Origin of the sequence: Pseudomonas sp. 20P_3.2_Bac5, from assembly GCF_025466035.1 — a bacterium.
Taxonomy (GTDB): domain Bacteria; phylum Pseudomonadota; class Gammaproteobacteria; order Pseudomonadales; family Pseudomonadaceae; genus Aquipseudomonas.
In genome coordinates, this window is sequence record NZ_JANLOA010000009.1 from 103,020 (window position 1) to 119,594 (window position 16,575).

At 65.0% G+C, this 16,575-nt stretch carries 15 protein-coding genes, 1 pseudogene and 2 riboswitches; of the genes and pseudogenes, 9 read left to right on the plus strand and 7 right to left on the minus strand.

The features are described 5' to 3' along the window. Positions 1-2 precede the first annotated feature (2 nt). Complete coding sequence (locus tag NTD88_RS01455; protein ID WP_262155217.1) at positions 3-707, minus strand: SDR family oxidoreductase; 705 nt, start codon at positions 705-707, stop codon at positions 3-5. Positions 708-814: 107 nt separating this feature from the next. Here NTD88_RS01455 and NTD88_RS01460 point away from each other — a divergent pair, with 107 nt between their 5' ends. From NTD88_RS01460 to NTD88_RS01475, 4 genes and pseudogenes are all read left to right on the plus strand, one after another. Further along, on the plus strand, positions 815-1,519 hold the full coding sequence (locus tag NTD88_RS01460; protein ID WP_262155218.1) for an alpha/beta fold hydrolase: 705 nt from the start codon (positions 815-817) through the stop codon (positions 1,517-1,519). A gap of 1,116 nt (positions 1,520-2,635) precedes the next feature. Then, positions 2,636-3,694, plus strand: a complete 1,059-nt coding sequence (locus tag NTD88_RS01465; RefSeq protein WP_410017241.1) for a methyl-accepting chemotaxis protein — start codon at positions 2,636-2,638, stop codon at positions 3,692-3,694. 265 nt (positions 3,695-3,959) lie between these two features. Continuing rightward, a pseudogene (locus NTD88_RS01470) lies at positions 3,960-4,127 on the plus strand (RNA 2',3'-cyclic phosphodiesterase); the annotation flags it as partial. Positions 4,128-4,254: 127 nt separating this feature from the next. After that, positions 4,255-5,283: a hypothetical protein gene (locus NTD88_RS01475; RefSeq protein ID WP_262155220.1), complete on the plus strand. Its 1,029-nt coding sequence runs from the start codon at positions 4,255-4,257 to the stop codon at positions 5,281-5,283. Between the two features lie 232 nt (positions 5,284-5,515). On the opposite strand, the gene NTD88_RS01480 is transcribed toward NTD88_RS01475, so the two are convergent. Then, a complete protein-coding gene (locus NTD88_RS01480; RefSeq protein WP_175650110.1) occupies positions 5,516-6,328 on the minus strand; it encodes a gamma-glutamyl-gamma-aminobutyrate hydrolase family protein in 813 nt (270 codons plus the stop codon). A gap of 378 nt (positions 6,329-6,706) precedes the next feature. Here NTD88_RS01480 and hpaR point away from each other — a divergent pair, with 378 nt between their 5' ends. Beyond that, positions 6,707-7,129, plus strand: a complete 423-nt coding sequence (gene hpaR, locus NTD88_RS01485; RefSeq protein ID WP_262155221.1) for a homoprotocatechuate degradation operon regulator HpaR — start codon at positions 6,707-6,709, stop codon at positions 7,127-7,129. A gap of 168 nt (positions 7,130-7,297) precedes the next feature. Next, complete coding sequence (locus NTD88_RS01490; RefSeq protein WP_371864249.1) at positions 7,298-7,594, plus strand: hypothetical protein; 297 nt, start codon at positions 7,298-7,300, stop codon at positions 7,592-7,594. A 116-nt stretch (positions 7,595-7,710) separates the two neighbouring features. Here NTD88_RS01490 and NTD88_RS01495 read toward each other — a convergent pair whose 3' ends face one another. The 5 genes from NTD88_RS01495 to NTD88_RS01515 all read right to left on the minus strand — a co-directional run bounded on the left by NTD88_RS01495 (position 7,711) and on the right by NTD88_RS01515 (position 10,113). Continuing rightward, positions 7,711-7,956, minus strand: coding sequence for a DUF1272 domain-containing protein (locus NTD88_RS01495; protein ID WP_095153602.1), 246 nt, complete (start codon positions 7,954-7,956; stop codon positions 7,711-7,713). Positions 7,957-8,026: 70 nt separating this feature from the next. Further along, complete coding sequence (gene cobM, locus NTD88_RS01500) at positions 8,027-8,773, minus strand: precorrin-4 C(11)-methyltransferase (RefSeq protein WP_095153601.1); 747 nt, start codon at positions 8,771-8,773, stop codon at positions 8,027-8,029. 28 nt (positions 8,774-8,801) lie between these two features. After that, positions 8,802-9,227, minus strand: coding sequence for a cobalamin biosynthesis protein (locus tag NTD88_RS01505; RefSeq protein ID WP_262155222.1), 426 nt, complete (start codon positions 9,225-9,227; stop codon positions 8,802-8,804). Continuing rightward, positions 9,227-9,919, minus strand: coding sequence for a CbtA family protein (locus NTD88_RS01510; RefSeq protein WP_262155223.1), 693 nt, complete (start codon positions 9,917-9,919; stop codon positions 9,227-9,229). Before NTD88_RS01510 ends, NTD88_RS01505 begins: the two co-directional genes overlap by 1 nt. Before the next feature lie 11 nt (positions 9,920-9,930). Then, complete coding sequence (locus NTD88_RS01515; protein WP_095153598.1) at positions 9,931-10,113, minus strand: CbtB-domain containing protein; 183 nt, start codon at positions 10,111-10,113, stop codon at positions 9,931-9,933. A 98-nt stretch (positions 10,114-10,211) separates the two neighbouring features. Then, positions 10,212-10,399: riboswitch (cobalamin riboswitch) on the minus strand. Positions 10,400-10,455: 56 nt separating this feature from the next. After that, positions 10,456-10,664, plus strand: a riboswitch (cobalamin riboswitch). Positions 10,665-10,759: 95 nt separating this feature from the next. Between NTD88_RS01515 and cobW the strand changes: the two genes are divergently transcribed. From cobW to NTD88_RS01530, 3 genes are all read left to right on the plus strand, one after another. Beyond that, the gene (gene cobW, locus NTD88_RS01520; RefSeq protein ID WP_262155224.1) at positions 10,760-11,827 is read left to right on the plus strand and encodes a cobalamin biosynthesis protein CobW; all 1,068 of its coding nucleotides are present in this window, start codon (positions 10,760-10,762) and stop codon (positions 11,825-11,827) included. Between the two features lie 3 nt (positions 11,828-11,830). Continuing rightward, positions 11,831-15,592, plus strand: coding sequence for a cobaltochelatase subunit CobN (gene cobN, locus NTD88_RS01525; protein ID WP_262155225.1), 3,762 nt, complete (start codon positions 11,831-11,833; stop codon positions 15,590-15,592). Position 15,593: 1 nt separating this feature from the next. Next, the coding region (locus tag NTD88_RS01530) for an ATP-binding protein (RefSeq protein ID WP_262191703.1) at positions 15,594-16,575 on the plus strand (982 nt) is incomplete at its 3' end.

Genomic DNA, 16,575 nt, shown 5'->3' on the forward strand with positions numbered 1-16,575 from the left:
GTTTACACCGAACGGGTAATCCCGCCGTCGACCCGCAGGTTCTGCCCGGTGATATAGGCCGCGCCCGGCGAGGCGAGGAAGGCCACGGTGGCGGCGATTTCCTCGCTGCTGCCGTAGCGCTGCAACGGCACGCTGGCGCGGCGTTCCTCGGTGGCCGGGAGGCTGTCGATCCAGCCGGGGAGGACGTTGTTCATGCGCAGGTTGTCGCGGGCGTAGGTGTCGGCAAAGATCTTGCTGAACGAGGCCAGGCCGGCGCGGAACACGGCGGAGGTGGGGAACATCTCGCTCGGCTCGAACGCCCAGGCGCTGGAGATATTGATGATCACGCCGTCGCGCTGGCGCTGCATGATCGGCGTCACCAGGCGGGTCGGGCGGATCACGTTGAGCAGGTAGGTGTCGAGGCCGCGGTGCCAGTCGTCGTCGCTGATTTCCAGGATCGGCGCCCGCGGGCCATGGCCGGCGCTGTTGACCAGCACGTCGATGCGACCCCAGCGCGCCTGCACCTGGTCCACCAGTTGCCTGAGGTCGTCGTTGGATTGGTTGGAGCCGGTCACGCCGATGCCGCCCAGTTCTTCGGCCAGCGCCTCGCCCTTGCCGGAGGAGGAGAGGATGCCGACCTTGAAGCCGTCCGCCGCCAGCCGGCGTGCCGCCGCCGCGCCCATGCCGCTGCCGCCGGCGGTGATGATCGCCACTTTTTCTACCGTCATTGATCATGCTCCTGTGATTCGAGGTTTAAGCTGGACCAAGGCTAGCAGCCACGCGACCGGCCAGAGAGTCAGTTTTCCATCGTCCAGCCAGTAGAAAATCTATCGCCATGCCAGAACAGTCGCTCGTCCCGCTCGAGGTTGCTCACGGTCATGATCGGCTGTTTGTCGATCACCGCTCCGGCAGCGGTTCGGCGCACCTGCTGGCGATTCATGGTGGCGGCGCGGCGCAGGCGGGGATATTCGACGGCGTGCGCGCTGAACTGGCGCAGCACGGCGTGGGTTCCACGGCGTTCGATTGCATCGGTCACGGCCGGACCGGGGGCGACAAGTTCGGCACCTCGCTGCAGGAGCGCACTGCCCAGGCCCGGGCGGTAATCGAAGCAACCCGAAGACCGACGGCAATCATCGGGTCGAGCATGGGCGCCTACAACGCCATCCGTCTCAGCGAAGCCCTTGATTTGCGGGCGCTGGTGCTGGTGGTCCCCGGTGTTTATTGCCCTGAGGCCTACGACGTGCCATTCGGCCCGGCATTTTCCCGACTGATCCGCCAGCCACGCAGTTGGGCCGACAGCGATGCCTGGATGACGCTTTCGCGTTTCCGCGGCCGCCTGCTGGTGATCGCTGCCGGCCAGGACGAAGTAGTGCCGCCGGAGATTCCGCAACGGCTGCACGACGCGGCGGTCAATGCCGAATGGCGCTCGCTGCTGGTCGTCCCGGATGCGCCGCACAGTGGGTTGCTGGCGCGGATGCTGGACGATCCCCGATGGCGCGGTGTGTTTCTGCGGCGTTTGATCGACTGCGTGGGCGTCTGAGTCGGGTAATTGTTGCAACTCTTTTCTATGTCCCTCCGGAATCGTCGGGCTTATCCCACCGTTCAAGGCGTCCGCCAGCGTGTCCGATCCGCCCCGGACCAGCAGCGGGGCATTCAATCCGGGGACGCCTGCGATGGCCCGTTCGGCGCGCTTTCGTGTATCGATAAAGTCATGATCAGTAAGGTCTTTTGCCTCTTGCGCGGGCGCTGTTGGACGGTCGCCGGCATACAGCTCCGAAGGTTGTTCGCGCGGATCTGCGAGGCGCTGAGGGTAACCGCATCCGGCTCAGGGTAGGGGGACCAATAGCGGCAAACAGACATTAGTGTCATATTGAGATCAATCGTTTGCGAATGTTACTATTCCCTTACTGAAAGTATGGGCAAAAACAGGGCAACGGATGCCCAAGTACACCCGGTTCCCGCGCTGGGAAACTGCACGGATGCCAGTGTGAATCCCTTCGGAACACCTCTGCGCACCAGGGTCTGTACGGGCTTTTTCGTACACGGCCTGATTCCCCACGGCTTCAGCGTCATGACATTACTCCCGGTTTTTTGGGCTTGCCGACTACCGTTACCTGCGGACCGGCGAGGATGAATTCACAGGTTGGAGAAAGGTATGTCACAGGCATTCACGCTGAAGAACCTCAGCGTTACCCGCAAACTCGGCCTGGGTTTCGGCCTGCTGTTGTCGTTTGCCTTGCTGTTGTCGCTGCTGGGGGGCTTCGGGCTGCAGAACAGCAGTGCGTCGCTGAAGCGCATCAGTTTCATCAGTAGCCTGTTCGACGAGATCGTCTTCACCCGCGAAGCCAACTACAACCTCGCCCTGAGCAGCGATGCCCAGCACCAGGCCCTGCACCAGGAACACCACGCCAAGCTCAAACAAGGCTTCGACCAGTTGGTGCTGGATGCCCGCGAAGGCCGCTGGCCGGCCCAGGACCTCGGCGCCGCGCAGAAGCTGCGCGCCGACCTCGACACCTACTCCACGGCTCGCGACCAGGCCCGTTCGGTGGCCGAGCTGACCGCCGCCAACCAGTTGCTGTCACGTCTGCAGGACGGCGCCAACGAACTGTATTACGCCGAAGAAGCGCGCGCCTCCGAGCAAGTGAAGAGCACCCATATGGGTCTGGCCGTCGTGACCCTGGTGGCGATCCTCTGCGGCATCGCCGTCGCGCTGCTGATCAGCCGGCAGATCGTCTACCCGCTGCGCCAGGCCGTGCAGGCGGCACAGCGTATCGCCGGCGGCGACCTCACCGCTGACATCAAGGTCGAGCGCAGTGACGAACTGGGCGTGTTGCTGGGGGCGTTGAACACCATGAACGCCAGCCTGCGCGAAGTGATTTCGCAAATTGGCTGTGGCTCGCAGCAACTGGCGGCTTCGGCCTCGCAACTGGCGGCGATCACCAGCACCACCCAGGAAGGCATCGACAGCCAGCGCAACGAGACCGACATGGTGGCCACTGCGATGAACGAGATCGCCATGACCGTGCAGGAAGTCGCGAAGAACTCGGAAGAGGCGGCCAGCGCCGCCAAGGGCGCCGATCACGAGGTCAGCAGCGTGTTGGCGATGTCGCAACAGGCGATCCGCCAGATCGAGGAAATGGCCAGCGGCGTCGGCACCTCGGCGGAGTCGCTGGGGCGTCTGCAACAGGAGTGCGGGCGTATCGGCGCGATCCTCGACGTGATCAAGGCCGTGGCCGAACAGACCAACCTGCTGGCGCTCAACGCTGCCATCGAAGCGGCACGGGCCGGCGATGCCGGGCGCGGGTTCGCCGTGGTCGCCGACGAAGTGCGCAACCTGGCGCAACGGACCCAGGCGTCGTCCAGCGAGATCGAGCAACTGATCGTCACGCTGCAACACATCGCCGACGAAAGCACCGGGATGATGAAGACCAACCTGCAGCAGACCAGCGCCTCCGTCACCGGCGTGCGCGACACTGGCATGGCCCTGGAGCACATCACCCGCCAAGTGTCGAATATCCAGCAGATGAGTGAACTGATCGCCACTGCGGCGGAAGAGCAGGCGGCGGTGACCGAGGAGATCAACCAGAGCGTGACCCGCGTGCGCGAAACCGCCGAGGAGTCCGCCACCGCCAGCGCGGAAATCTCCGCGGCGAGCACCGAACTCAAGCACCTGAGCAATCGGTTGCACGGGATGGTCGGGCATTTCCGTTTCTGAAGCGCTTTGCGCCGGCGCATCTGATCCGTATTTTTCAGTGCTTTCTGCCTCTGTTATGCAAACAGCCGCTTGCCGACAATAAGCCCCGTAAAGGCGTGGTTGGCGGCGGTTGTTGCGCTGCTCCCGTCTGAACCGTTGTTTAGGTAATCGGAGGCAGTGATGGGCAAGATGGCGATTTTTCTGTTCGGGTTTCTGGCGTTGGCGATTCTGATTGGCGCGTTGGGGACGATTTCTCCGGTTTGAAGTATTGAAAACGGAGGTCGATCCGCGGGAGTTTCGCCCGCACCTGACGCTGATGCGCGATTTCCGTGATGGCGTCCCGGAGACGGCGCTGGGTACGGAGTTTCGGCTGCTGGCCGAGGCATTTGTGCTGTACGAATCGTCCAAGGGGCGCTATCAGGCCGTCGGGCAGTGGCCGTTGCGGGCCGGGTAAGGCGTTTTTGTCGTCACCGTCCTGACGGGCCGCTTCTATACTCGGAAAACGGACGCTGAACGCGTCCGGGGCGGGCGCCCGTGCAGGGTGCCCCGGTGTAGTCCCTCGATTCCGGCGGGGCGCAATCGTGAAACAGCCTGTGCTGTCTGTCGCTTTGTTCGTCGGCGTGTTGTTGACGCTGGGTGGCTGCGGCTCCAGATCTCGCACGCCGGAGCCACCTCCGGTGGTGCTGTCGCAGGCCGCCTGGCAGCAAGTGGATCGTGAAATCGTCGTGGCCTCGCGCGGCGCCACGGGCTCGGCGGGGGATTATGCGCGCCGCTCCATGCGGGTCTGGCGCGAGCGCGTACAGGCCCGCACCGAAGAAGACTTCATTCCCTGGTTCACCGGTTATTGGACCCAGCAATGGCTGACCCTCAAGGTCGCCTGGTACAAGATGAGCCAGAACAAGAACGACACCCAACCGGACAATCGCTTGGCGCTGTACCTGCAGGAGCAGTATCGCGAACGGGTGCTGGAGCCGGTGGCTGAAGAGATCAATCCCGACCTGATCCGCGAACGCGCCACTGAACTCTATGTGCAGTTGCTCGGCCAGCAAGTGCAGGGCATTGCCCAGCGCTATCGGGCGCCGCCGGAGCAGTTCGCCCTGCACCTGAACCGTATTCCCGCGATTGCCCTGGGCCCGCCGCCGGCACGGGATGCCAGCATTCAGCAGGCGCTTGCGGCGCGGCCGTTCCTGCAGCTTCCCGCCTGGCTCGCCCTCGACGAACAGATCCGCAAGGCCGCAGCGAGCAATGCCACGGCTTCGGACACCGGCCTGTCGTCGGTGGCCAGCAAGGCCAGCACGCGTCTTGAAGCGACGTTGGCCCCGCGCGGCGCGGCCAGCGCGGTAGCCGCGGCGGTCGGCAAGGCGGCTGGCCTGCTGATCTCCGTGGCCTCGGCCGGCATCGGCGCGATGATGCACGAGAGCGACCGGCCGGAAATGGTCGAGCAGTTGCGGGTGATCCTCAATGTGGCGCTGAACGAGGAGTGGCAGAGCCTGATGGAGAATCATGCCTCTGGGGTAATGGCGGGTGTGTGGTCGATGGCGGGACAGATCGAAGGGCGCCTGGGGGCGCAGTCGGAAATGGCGCCGAGGATGGATGCTTTCCTTAGATAAATCATTAAAAACAAATAGTTATGATCTTTTATTGATTTGTTTTGTGAGGTTAAAGAAGAACAATCTAACCCAGTGCTTTTATCGTAAAAATACTTATATTTCAGCAGCTTGAATGATTTAGTTAATGTTGATTGGATTTTGAGTCAGACAAAAAAGCCGCATCAAGGTGTCCTTGATGCGGCTTTTTTCATGATTAAAAAATCAACTAAATCATGATATTGCGTGGCTTTTCTCAAGCAATGCTTTGGGTCTTGCTCTGCTGCCGTTTGGTCGCCTGGGTACGGCAGGCATTGCCGAACGCTTCGAACATCCTCACCGAATCAGGGTTCTTCGCGGCTTGCCATTCCGGGTGCCACTGCACCGCGAACAGGAACGGCGACAGGCTTGGCGCATGGATCGCCTCGACCAGGCCGTCTTCGGCACGGGCCAGCGGCTCGACGCCTTCACCCAGGGTTTTCAGGCCTTGGCCATGCAGCGAGTTGACGCGAATCTCGTCGCTCTGCAGCAGTTCCTGCAACCAGCTTCCGGGCTCGATGCGCACGCTGTGCACCGCGCTGTACTGCACCTCCACCGGATCTTCCGGGTTTTCCCGGTGATCGTTGAAGCCAGGCTCGGCGTAGACCTTCTGGTAGATGTCGCCACCCAGCGCCACGTTGATTTCCTGCATGCCGCGGCAGATACCAAAGATCGGCAGGCCACGGGCGATGGCCAACTGCACCAGCGGCAGGTCGAAGAGGTCGCGGTTGCGGTCCTGACCCTTGCCTGGAGTCTGGTTTTCCTGGCCGTAGAGGGCCGGGTCGATATTGCTGCCGGCGCCGGTCAGGTACACACCGTCAGCCATGTCCAGATACTGTTCGAGGTCTTCGGTGCCGCAGCAGGTCGGAACCAGGAGGGGGACGCAGTCAGCGTGTTCGACCAGCGGCACGATGTACTTGTGGGTCATCACTTGATAGTCGTGACCCTTGCGCTCTTGAGAGCCCATGGTCATCAGGACGACAGGTTTGCGGGCTTTTTGATTCTTATTGCCAATGTTGCTGTTGGGCATATGTCACCTTGGGACAGGCGCGGCCTGTCATTGTTGTGCAGGCGCGCCGATTGCTGCAGGGCGCTACCCGAGGTTTCGAGCACTGCCGGGTGTGCACGCGAACGTCGATTCCCGGTCGAAACCTGCCGCATAGCTTGCCAGAGCCGTTAAATATATCAAGCGGATTAACCGTTTCGTGTGCATATTTTTTAACGTAAGACCTTTGATTTATCGTTTAACTCTCTGATTGGCCTCAGGTAAATGTGATTTTTAGCGGACACGGCAGTTCATTATATTTGACGAGCCTTTCACCGCTGTCCGCACCGTGGCCATTACGGGCCTTGCGGCCCGAAAGCCCCGCTCTTAAGCTTCAGAACCTCCGTTGATATCAGCCTGCCCATGCCCAGTCCAAGACCGTCCCTGACCCTCACGCTGTTGCAAGCCCGCGAAGCCACCATGGCCTTCTTCCGCCCGTCGCTCAACGCGCACGGCCTCACCGAGCAGCAGTGGCGGGTGATCCGCATCCTGCGCCAGCAAGGCGAGCTGGAAAGCCATCAACTGGCCGAACAGGCCTGCATTCTCAAACCGAGCATGACCGGCGTGCTGAGTCGCCTTGAGCGCGACGGCCTGGTGCGGCGCAAGAAATCCGTGCAGGACCAGCGCCGGGTCTTTGTCAGCCTCACCGAGCAGGGCCAGCAGTGCTTCGTGGACATGAGCGAAGACATGGAGCGCAACTACCAGCGCATCCTCGAACAGTTCGGCGACGCCAAGCTGCAAACGCTGCTGGGGCTGCTCAACGAGTTGAAGGGCGTCAAGCCCTGAGGGGGCGGCTGTTCGCGCAACTGAAAAGTCCTACATATACTGTCGGTTATCCGCAACAGCTTGCCGTCGTTGGTCGGACCACGACGTCTCAACGCCGGTGGTAGTGGCCGTATCTGAAGTAACCCGCTCGCGAGTCGTCATTTCAGGCGCTTAAGAGAGGCTATGGCGATGGATATCATCAGTCTGATCATTCAGATCATCAGCGGTGTGGTAGGCGGCAACGCGGCGGGCATGAGCAAACAAGGCATGGGGCCGCTGCTCAATTCGATTCTTGGCGGGGTGGGTGGCGTGGTGCTGGGGCAGATCCTGGCGTCATTCACCGGCGATCAGAGCCTGGCCCAGGCTGGCGCGGCAGGCACCCTGGATTTGCCCGCGATCATCAGCAGCGTGGTGGGCGGCGGGGCTGGCGGGGCGGTGCTGACGTTTATCGTCGGGCTGATCAAGAACAAGCTGCAGCCGCATTAGCCACAAAATAGGGCCAGTCAGTTAAGCCCGTCGAGACCCTTCGCGAGCAAGCTCGCTCCTACACTGTAGGAGCGAGCTTGCTCGCGAAGGGCATTACTGCATCGTAGGCCCTTTCTTCAATGAGTCGGGCAACCCTCGGCCTTCACCGTGCGCACCGTCGTTGCCGGATTGCGCGCCAGCTTCTCGCCCACCCTGGCAGGCCTTGGCTGCAACTCGCCACCGCAGTTCGGGCACTTGCCCTTCAACTGACCTTCCGCACAGCTGCGGCAGTAGGTGCATTCGAACGAGCAGATCAGTGCATCGCGGCTGTCGCCTGGCAGGTCGGTGGCGCAGCATTCACAGCAGGGGCGCAGTTCAAGCATTGAAGGTAGTCCTTTGAGGTATGCCGAAGCGTTAAATTGAAGCAACGCTGATGGCAATGCAATAGCGCGGTCAGGGACGGTACAGATGCGCGTGGCCCGCCCGGTAAAGCGCGGACTCACTGAAATTGTCGCTGGCAAGCACCCGGCCCACCAGGATCAGCGCCGTGCGGCGGAATCCTTTGCGTTCCGTCTGCTCGACGATGTCGTCCAGCGTGCCCAGCACCCAGTCCTGGTCCGGCCAGGTGGCGCGATGGACCACGGCGATCGGGCAGTCGCCGCCGTAATGCGGGCGCAGTTGCTCGACGATCTTTGGCAGATGCCGCACCCCGAGGTGAATCGCCATGGTTGTCTTGTGGCTGGCCAGGCTGGCCAGCGCTTCACCTTCGGGCATAGGGGAGCTGTCGGCGAAGCGGGTGAGGATCACGCTCTGGGCGATGTCCGGCAGTGTCAGTTCGCAGCCGAGCAGGGCGGCGCTGGCCGCAGTGGCGGTCACGCCGGGGATGATCTGGTAAGGAATGCCCAGTTCACGCAGATGGCGAATTTGCTCGCCGATGGCGCCGTACAGGGCGGGGTCGCCGCTGTGCACCCGGGCCACGTCCTGGCCCTTGGCATGGGCGGCGCTGATCGCCGCGATGATCTGCTCCAGGTGCAACTCGGCGCTGTTGATGACGGTCTCGGCCTGGTGCCCTTCGAGCACTGCGGCGGGCACCAGGGAACCGGCGTAGATGATGACCGGGCACTGGCGGATCAGGCGCTGGCCCTTGACGGTGATCAGCTCCGGGTCGCCGGGGCCGGCGCCGATGAAATAGACGGTCATGGCAAATCCTTGAACGAGAGGGGGCGGATTATCCGCCAAACGACGGCGCCCAGGCCAATGCCAGGGTCATATCGTCCTGGACGATGCGGGTGACCCGCAGTTGTGCGGGAAGGCCGCTGACCTGTTCGGCCAGCGCCAGGGCACAGCTCTCGGCCACGCCATGGCAGCCGCTGTGGCGAAAGGCGACCGGCGAGCGGTGGCTGAGGCGGGCGGCGAAGGGCGCCAGTTGCGCGGCGCTGAAGAAACTCAGCGGCAGGGCAAGTTGCGCGGCCAGTTGCAGCAGGCCGGGTTCGTCGTGCTTGAGATCGATGCTGGCCAGGCCGGCGAGGGCTTCGAGAGGGAGGTCATGGGCTTTCAAGGTCCGCCTTAGCAGCCCGGCCAGATTATCGGCCGGACTGCTGCGGCGGCAGCCCAGCCCGGCGAACAGCGGGGTTGCGCCGGGCGGGAAGGGCATCACGCAGCCTGGCGGCGGTACAGCCAGGCGCTGATCAGGCCGAGGGCGACCCAGAACGCCGCATTGGTCAGCAGCGAAGCGACGATGAACTGCGACTCCAGCGCTTCTGGTGCCAGGCTTTCGTGCACTTCCGGTTGCGGCGCGCCGATCACATGCGGCAGCACCAGCAGCACCAGGCCCACGGCCTTGAGCAGCCAGTTACCGGCGAACACCATCAGCGCCAGGCCAACGGCGGTCGCCGCGGCGGTGCCAATCCACCAGTACTGACGCAGGGCCAGGTCGGCGGCGGCGGTACCCGGCAGTTCCGGCGGCAGGCCCAGGTTCGGCGCCAGGCAGAACACGGCGAAACCGCCGAGCCCCCACAGCGCACCCGTGGTGACGCGGCCTGGGCGACGCAGCGTGTACATGGCGGCGAGCAGCAGGGCAAAGCCGACCGCGACCACCAGATTGCCGCCCGTGGTGGACAGCACGCGCTGCCAGCCATCTTCCGGCGACCAGGCTTCGGCGTCGTGATGATGCTCCGCGCCCGCCGCGGCGTCGGCGTGCTCGTGTTCTTGTACGGCCGGGGCCGCGGTTTCATAGGTTTCCGCCTGGAGAATCAGCGGCGCGACCCAGAAGCTTTGCAGCAGGGTCAGCAGCAGTGCGGCCAGCAGGCCGGCGAAGCCTGCGGTGCGAGCGATGCGCATGAACATTCGGGCAGGCCTCAGTGGCAAGGGAAAGCGGCGCTGTGACGGGTATCGTGCGCGGCGTTGTGCACCGCTTCGATGTGCGAGAAGCCGGCGAAGTAGACCAGGCACAGGCCCAGCACCGAGGCGCTGACGGCAGCGACGATGCGCTGGCTGAGGGTGGTCGGGGTGGCGATGGCGTGACTGGCGATGATCGGCATGGCGCTTTCCTCTTGGTGTTGTCGGCAACAGGCAAGCGCGAAGAACCCCTGGCCGGAATCGCCCAGGGGCTGCAACGTCGCCCGCCCACCGCGGGTTTGGTCAATGCTGTTGTTCAGGCCGGTCTCCGGGCTTGCGAGGGCATTTCGCCGTGGCGTCACCTTCCCATGCCCGCAGGCACAGTGGTCTTGACGCTTTCCTCGCTTACCGTTGCGGGGGCAGCACCGGAATTTACCGGTTTCCCGTTTCACCTTGTAACAAAAAGGCACCCAAACGAATCGCGCTAGGAAATCACGCGCGTTGACATCCGTCAATACAGCGGTTGACCGGCTTCGGGGCACTGCGTAGCCTTGCCGGTTCGAGGTTCTCTGGCACGGGCCGGAGCTAAGACGGGAACGCGGTGCGCCTTTTTCAGGCCAGGCCGCGGCTGCCCCCGCAACTGTAAGCGCTGCTCCCATCGACACAGCCACTGCCGAACCGGCGGGAAGGCGTCGATGCCGCCCTGAAGGGCACAGCGCGAGCCAGGAGACCTGCCTCGTTCAGTTTCCGACTTTCAACCGGGCGGGGTGATCCGGTGGCGAACGCGCCCAGGCTGCATGCCTGCGGCTCCCGTCCCGCATGCCCGCCATCCTGCCAAGGGCATCCGACATGAAAACACTGGCCAAACTCCCCGTCACCATCGTTACCGGCTTTCTCGGCTCGGGCAAAACCACCTTGCTGCGGCACATGCTGGACAACGCCCAGGGCCGCCGTATCGCGGTGATCGTCAATGAATTCGGCGAGCTGGGCATCGACGGCGAAATCCTCAAGCAGTGCAGCATCGGCTGTACCGAAGAAGAAGCCTGCGGCCGGGTTTACGAACTGGCCAACGGCTGCCTGTGCTGCACCGTTCAGGAAGAATTCTTCCCGGTCATGCGTGAACTGGTGGCCCGCCGTGGCGACCTCGACCACATCCTGATCGAAACCAGCGGCCTGGCGCTGCCCAAGCCGTTGGTGCAAGCCTTCCAATGGCCGGAAATCCGCAACGCCTGCACCGTTGACGCGGTGATCACTGTGGTCGACAGCCCGGCCGTGGCCGCCGGCACCTTCGCCGCCTTCCCGGAACAGGTCGATGCCCAGCGCAAGCTGGACCCGAATCTGGATCACGAATCCCCGCTGCACGAATTGTTCGCCGACCAACTGGCCAGCGCCGACCTCGTCGTCCTCAACAAGGCCGACCTGATCGCTGCCGATGCCCTGGCCGCCGTGCGCGCCGAAGTGGCTGAAGAGCTGCCGCCTGCCGTGAAGGTGATCGAAGCCAGCAAAGGCGTGCTGCCGCTGGAAGTGCTGCTGGGCCTGGGCGCCGAGTCGGAAGCCCATATCGACGGCCGCCGTACCCACCACGACAGCCATCACGACGATGATGACCACGACGACCACGACCACGACGCCTTCGATTCCATTTCCCTGGAACTGCCCGAAGCCGACGAAGCCCTGCTGCTCGACGCCCTCACCCAGTTGGTGGTGGACAGCGGCATTCTGCGGGTCAAGGGTTTCGCGGCGATTCCCGGCAAGCCGATGCGCCTGCTGATCCAGGGCGTTGGTACGCGCTTCGACAAACACTTCGACCGCGCCTGGCGCAGTGACGAAGCGCGGGTCACGCGCCTGGTGCTGATCGGTCAGGAACTCGACGCCGAGGCGCTGCAAGCCCGTCTGCGCGCGGCCCTGGGCGCCTGATCCATGCACCTGCTGCGGACCCAGCCCGGCGGCTTCGTGCCGGACGACAGCATTGCCGACCTCGGGCAGACTCCCGCCGAGCTGGTGATCCTTTGCAGCGGTGACTCGCACCTGGCGCTGCTGGCGGAAACCGCCCGCGAGCTGCCGGACGACTACCCCAGCCTGCGCCTGGCCAATCCGATGCAGGTGCAGAACCATGCGTCGGTCGACCTGTATGTCGATCAGGTGCTGCGCCACGCCAAGGTCATCCTGGTGTCGCTGCATGGCGGCATCGGCTATTGGCGCTACGGCGTCGAGCAACTGGTGGCCCTGGCCGAGCGCGGCGTGCAACTGATTCTGGTACCGGGCGACGACCGCCCGGACCCGGAGCTGAGCAGCCTGGGCACGGTCACCGGCGAGCAGGCCGAGCGGCTCTGGCACTTCCTGCGCCAGGGCGGCAAGGCCAACGCCCTGAATTTGTTCAACTGCCTTGCCAGTCTCTGGCTGGGCCGTGATTACCCCTGGGACGAGCCCCGGCAACTGCCGCGTACCAGCCTTTATCACCCGGATCACGCCGAGGCGGACCTCGCCGATTGGCGGGCCGACTGGTGCGCCGGGCAACCGGTGGTGCCGCTGCTGTTCTATCGCTCGCACCTGCAGGCGGCCAATACCGGCTTCGTCGACGTGTTCTGCGAGCGCTTGATCGGCGCCGGGCTCAATCCGCTGCCGATAGCGGTCGCCAGCCTCAAGGAGGCCGGTTGCCTGGCCCAGGTCGAGGCCTGGCTGGACGAAACCGACGCGGCGTTGATCCTCAATACCACCGGCTTTGCCCAGTCCAGCCCGGAGCAGCCGCACCTGCGCCCGTTCCGCCGCGACATTCCGGTGCTGCAAGCGATCTGCGCCCAGGACAACGAACCCGGCTGGCAAGCCAGCGAGCAGGGCCTCGGGGCGCGCGACCTGGCGATGCACATCGCCTTGCCGGAGCTGGACGGGCGCATCATCACCCGGCCAATAAGCTTCAAGGACCTGGCCTGGCGCAGCGAGCGCAGCCAGTCCGATGTGGTCTGCTACCGCGCACACCCCGAGCGCATGGATTTCGTCGCCGAACTGGCGCGGCGCTGGTGCGAGCTGGCGCGGTTGCCCAACCCGCAGAAGCGGGTGGCGCTGATCCTCGCCAACTACCCGACCCGCGATGGCCGCATCGGCAATGGCGTCGGCCTCGACACGCCGGCGGCGGCGCTGAATATCCTGCGGGCGCTGAAGCAGCAGGATTATCCGGTAGACGAGTTGCCGGACAGCGGCACCGCGCTGATCCACGACCTGTTGGGCGGTGTCAGCAACGACCTCGACAGCCTCGACCAACGCCCCTGCGCGCAAAGCATGGCGCTGGATGACTATCTGGCGGCGTTCGCGCAACTGCCCGAAGCCAATCAGCAGGCGGTGCGCGAGCGCTGGGGCGAACCGCAGCAGGACCCGATGTTCCGTGGCGGGCGGATGATGGTCGCCGGCCTGCGCCTGGGCCTGACCTTCGTCGGCATTCAGCCAGCGCGGGGTTACCAACTCGACCCGAGCGCGGTCTACCACGACCCGGACCTGGTGCCACCGCACGGCTACCTGGCTTTCTATTTCTGGCTGCGCCACGCCTTCGCCGCCGATGCGCTGATCCACGTCGGCAAGCACGGCAATCTGGAATGGCTGCCGGGCAAGGGCGTCGGCCTGTCCGCGCAATGCTGGCCGGACGCGTTGCTCGGCCCGCTGCCGAATATCTATCCGTTTATCGTCAACGACCCGGGCGAGGGCGCCCAGGCCAAGCGACGGACCCAGGCGGTGATCATCGATCACCTGATGCCACCGCTGACCCGCGCCGAAACCTACGGGCCGCTGCGCAACCTTGAGCTGCTCGCCGACGAGTACTACGAAGCGCAATTGCTGGACCCGCGCCGCGCCATCGAATTGCAGAAAGAGATCCTGCAACTGGTGCGCGACAACCATATCGACCGCGAGCTGCAACTGGACGGCGCGCTGGATGACGCGAATGTCTGGCTGCCGCGGCTGGACACCTACCTCTGCGACCTCAAGGAGTCGCAGATCCGCGATGGTCTGCATGTCTTCGGCGAGTCGCCCGGCGGACGCCTGCGCATCGACACCTTGCAGGCCCTGCTGCGGGTTGCCCGTGGCGATGGCCGCGGTGCCAATGCCAGCCTGCCGCGTGTACTGGCCCGAGCCTTGGCGCTGGGCTTCGATCCGCTGGACTGCGACCTCGGCCTGCCGTGGGACGGCCCGCGCCCGGAGCGTCTGGCGTTGCTCGACGCCGCGCCGTGGCGCACCCATGGCGACACTCGCGAACGTCTGGAATGGCTGGGCGCGCAACTGATCGAACAAACGCTGGCCGGCGAGCCGGAACTGCCGGACGAACCGCAGTGGGACGAAGTGCGCACCCTGCTGACCGCGCTTCGCGAGCAAGTGGCGCCGCAACTGGACGCCTGCGGCGAAGCCGAAATGCGCGGCGTGCTGACCGCCCTCGACGGGCGTTTCGTCCCCGCCGGACCGAGCGGCGCACCAAGCCGCGGGCGCCTGGACGTGCTGCCCACCGGGCGCAATTTCTACACCGTCGATGTGCGCAACCTGCCCACGGCTACCGCCTGGCGCCTGGGTTTCGCCTCGGCCAACCTGATTCTCGAGCGGCACCTGCAAGACCACGGCGACCACCTGCGCCAGCTCGGCCTGTCGGTGTGGGGCACGGCGACCATGCGCAGCGGCGGCGACGATATCGCCCAGGCCCTGGCGCTGATGGGCGTGCGCCCGGTTTGGGCGGCCGGCAGCCACCGCGTCGATGACTTCGAGATTCTGCCGGTGAGCCTGCTGGACCGGCCGCGGGTGGACGTGACCCTGCGTGTTTCGGGGTTCTTCCGCGATGCTTTCGGCAACCTGATCAAGCTGTTCGATGCCGCGGTACAGGCAGTAGCGGCGCTGGACGAGCCGGATGACTTCAACCCGCTGGCGGCGCGGGTGCGCAGCGAGCGCGCCGAATTGCTCGCCAGCGGGCTGGACGAGGAGCAGGCGCGGCGTCAGGCGGGCTGGCGGGTCTTCGGCTCCAAGCCCGGGGCCTATGGCGCCGGGGTGCAGAACGCCATTGACGGGCGCCTCTGGCACAGCCGCGAGGACCTTGCCGAGGTCTACCTGAACCACGGCGGCTACGCCTATGGCGGCGCCGACGACGGCACCGAGGCCCGCGGCCATTTCGCCAAGCGCCTGAGCCAGGTGCAGGCGGTGCTGCAGAACCAGGACAACCACGAACACGACCTGCTCGATTCCAATGACTACTATCAGTTCCAGGGCGGCATGCTCGCGGCGGTGGAAAGCCTCGGCGGCGCGCCGGTGGCCAGCTATCACGGCGACCACAGCCAGCCGGACCGCCCGCGCATCCGCACCCTCAAGGAGGAGTTGAACCGGGTGATCCGTGCCCGGGCGCTGAATCCGAAGTGGATCGACGGGGTCAAGCGTCACGGCTACAAGGGCGCGTTCGAGCTGGCGGCGACGGTGGACAACCTGTTCGCCTTCGATGCCACCACGCACCTGATCGATGACCATCATTACCAATCGCTGGCCGACGCCTATGTGCTTGACGCCGCGACCCGCGAATTTATCCGCCAGCACAACCCCGAGGCGCTGCGAGATATCACCGAGCGCTTGATCGAGGCCCAGCAGCGCGGGCTCTGGGAGGAGCCGGGTGAATACCGCGAAGCCCTCGAAGAACAGTTGCTGGACGGCGAAGAAGAGACTTGAGATGACCGAACCCGTGCACTTTCCCCTGGCCGCCGTGGTGGGCGCCGAGGAACTGAAACTGGCGCTGTGCCTGACCGCCATCGACCCGAAGATCGGCGGCGTGCTGATCGAGGGGCCGCGTGGCATGGCCAAGAGCACCCTGGCCCGTGGCCTGGCGGACCTGCTCGGTGAAGGGCCGTTCGTCACGTTGCCGCTGGGCGCCAGCGAAGAGCGCCTGGTCGGTACCCTCGACCTGGATGCCGCGCTGGGGCAGGGCCGGGTGCAGTTTTCCCCCGGCGTGCTGGCCAAGGCCGATGGCGGCGTGTTGTACGTCGACGAAGTGAACCTGCTGCCGGATCATCTGGTGGACCTGCTGTTGGACGTCGCCGCCAGCGGCACCAACCGCATTGAGCGCGATGGCCTGTCGCACCGGCACAGCGCGCGCTTCGTGCTGATTGGCACCATGAACCCGGAAGAGGGCGAGTTGCGTCCGCAATTGCTCGACCGCTTCGGCTTCAACGTCGTCCTGCACGGCCAGCCGCTGCCAGAGGCGCGCGGGCAGATCCTGCGCCGCCGACTGGCCTTCGACACTGACCCGGCGGCGTTCTGCGCCGAGTGGGCGCCGGCCCAGGCCGAGCTGCGCCAGCGTTGTCAGGCGGCGCGCCAGCGTCTGGCCTCGATCGAGCTGGATGATCGTTCGCTGGAGCTGATTACCGCGCGTTGCTTCGCCGCTGCCGTGGACGGTCTGCGCGCTGATCTGGTCTGGTGGCGCGCGGCCCGCGCCCATGCCGCCTGGCGTGGCGCCAGTGCTATCGAAGATGAGGATATCGACGCGGTGGCGGAGTTTGCCTTGCGCCATCGTCGTCGCGAGCCGGAGGCCGGCAGCAGCCAGCCTCCGGCGCCAGCGCCGCAAACCGGCCAGCAACCCCCGGCACAAGACGCGACAGGCGCCGGCCAGTGGGGTGAAATGCCGGCGCAGCCGGTGGCGGTGGGTGCCCGGCGCG

Excerpts from the sequence above, each read along its gene's own strand:
- NTD88_RS01495 (WP_095153602.1), bottom strand. The coding sequence starts at position 7,956 with ATGCTTGAACTGCGCCCCTGCTGTGAATGCTGCGCCACCGACCTGCCA.
- cobN (WP_262155225.1), top strand. The coding sequence starts at position 11,831 with ATGCACCTGCTGCGGACCCAGCCCGGCGGCTTCGTGCCGGACGACAGC.
- cobM (WP_095153601.1), bottom strand. The coding sequence starts at position 8,773 with ATGACCGTCTATTTCATCGGCGCCGGCCCCGGCGACCCGGAGCTGATC.
- NTD88_RS01510 (WP_262155223.1), bottom strand. The coding sequence starts at position 9,919 with ATGTTCATGCGCATCGCTCGCACCGCAGGCTTCGCCGGCCTGCTGGCC.
- NTD88_RS01465 (WP_410017241.1), top strand. The coding sequence starts at position 2,636 with ATGGGTCTGGCCGTCGTGACCCTGGTGGCGATCCTCTGCGGCATCGCC.
- NTD88_RS01460 (WP_262155218.1), top strand. The coding sequence starts at position 815 with ATGCCAGAACAGTCGCTCGTCCCGCTCGAGGTTGCTCACGGTCATGAT.
- NTD88_RS01490 (WP_371864249.1), top strand. The coding sequence starts at position 7,298 with ATGGATATCATCAGTCTGATCATTCAGATCATCAGCGGTGTGGTAGGC.
- cobW (WP_262155224.1), top strand. The coding sequence starts at position 10,760 with ATGAAAACACTGGCCAAACTCCCCGTCACCATCGTTACCGGCTTTCTC.
- NTD88_RS01480 (WP_175650110.1), bottom strand. The coding sequence starts at position 6,328 with ATGCCCAACAGCAACATTGGCAATAAGAATCAAAAAGCCCGCAAACCT.
- NTD88_RS01455 (WP_262155217.1), bottom strand. The coding sequence starts at position 707 with ATGACGGTAGAAAAAGTGGCGATCATCACCGCCGGCGGCAGCGGCATG.
- NTD88_RS01515 (WP_095153598.1), bottom strand. The coding sequence starts at position 10,113 with ATGCCGATCATCGCCAGTCACGCCATCGCCACCCCGACCACCCTCAGC.
- NTD88_RS01505 (WP_262155222.1), bottom strand. The coding sequence starts at position 9,227 with ATGCCCTTCCCGCCCGGCGCAACCCCGCTGTTCGCCGGGCTGGGCTGC.
- hpaR (WP_262155221.1), top strand. The coding sequence starts at position 6,707 with ATGCCCAGTCCAAGACCGTCCCTGACCCTCACGCTGTTGCAAGCCCGC.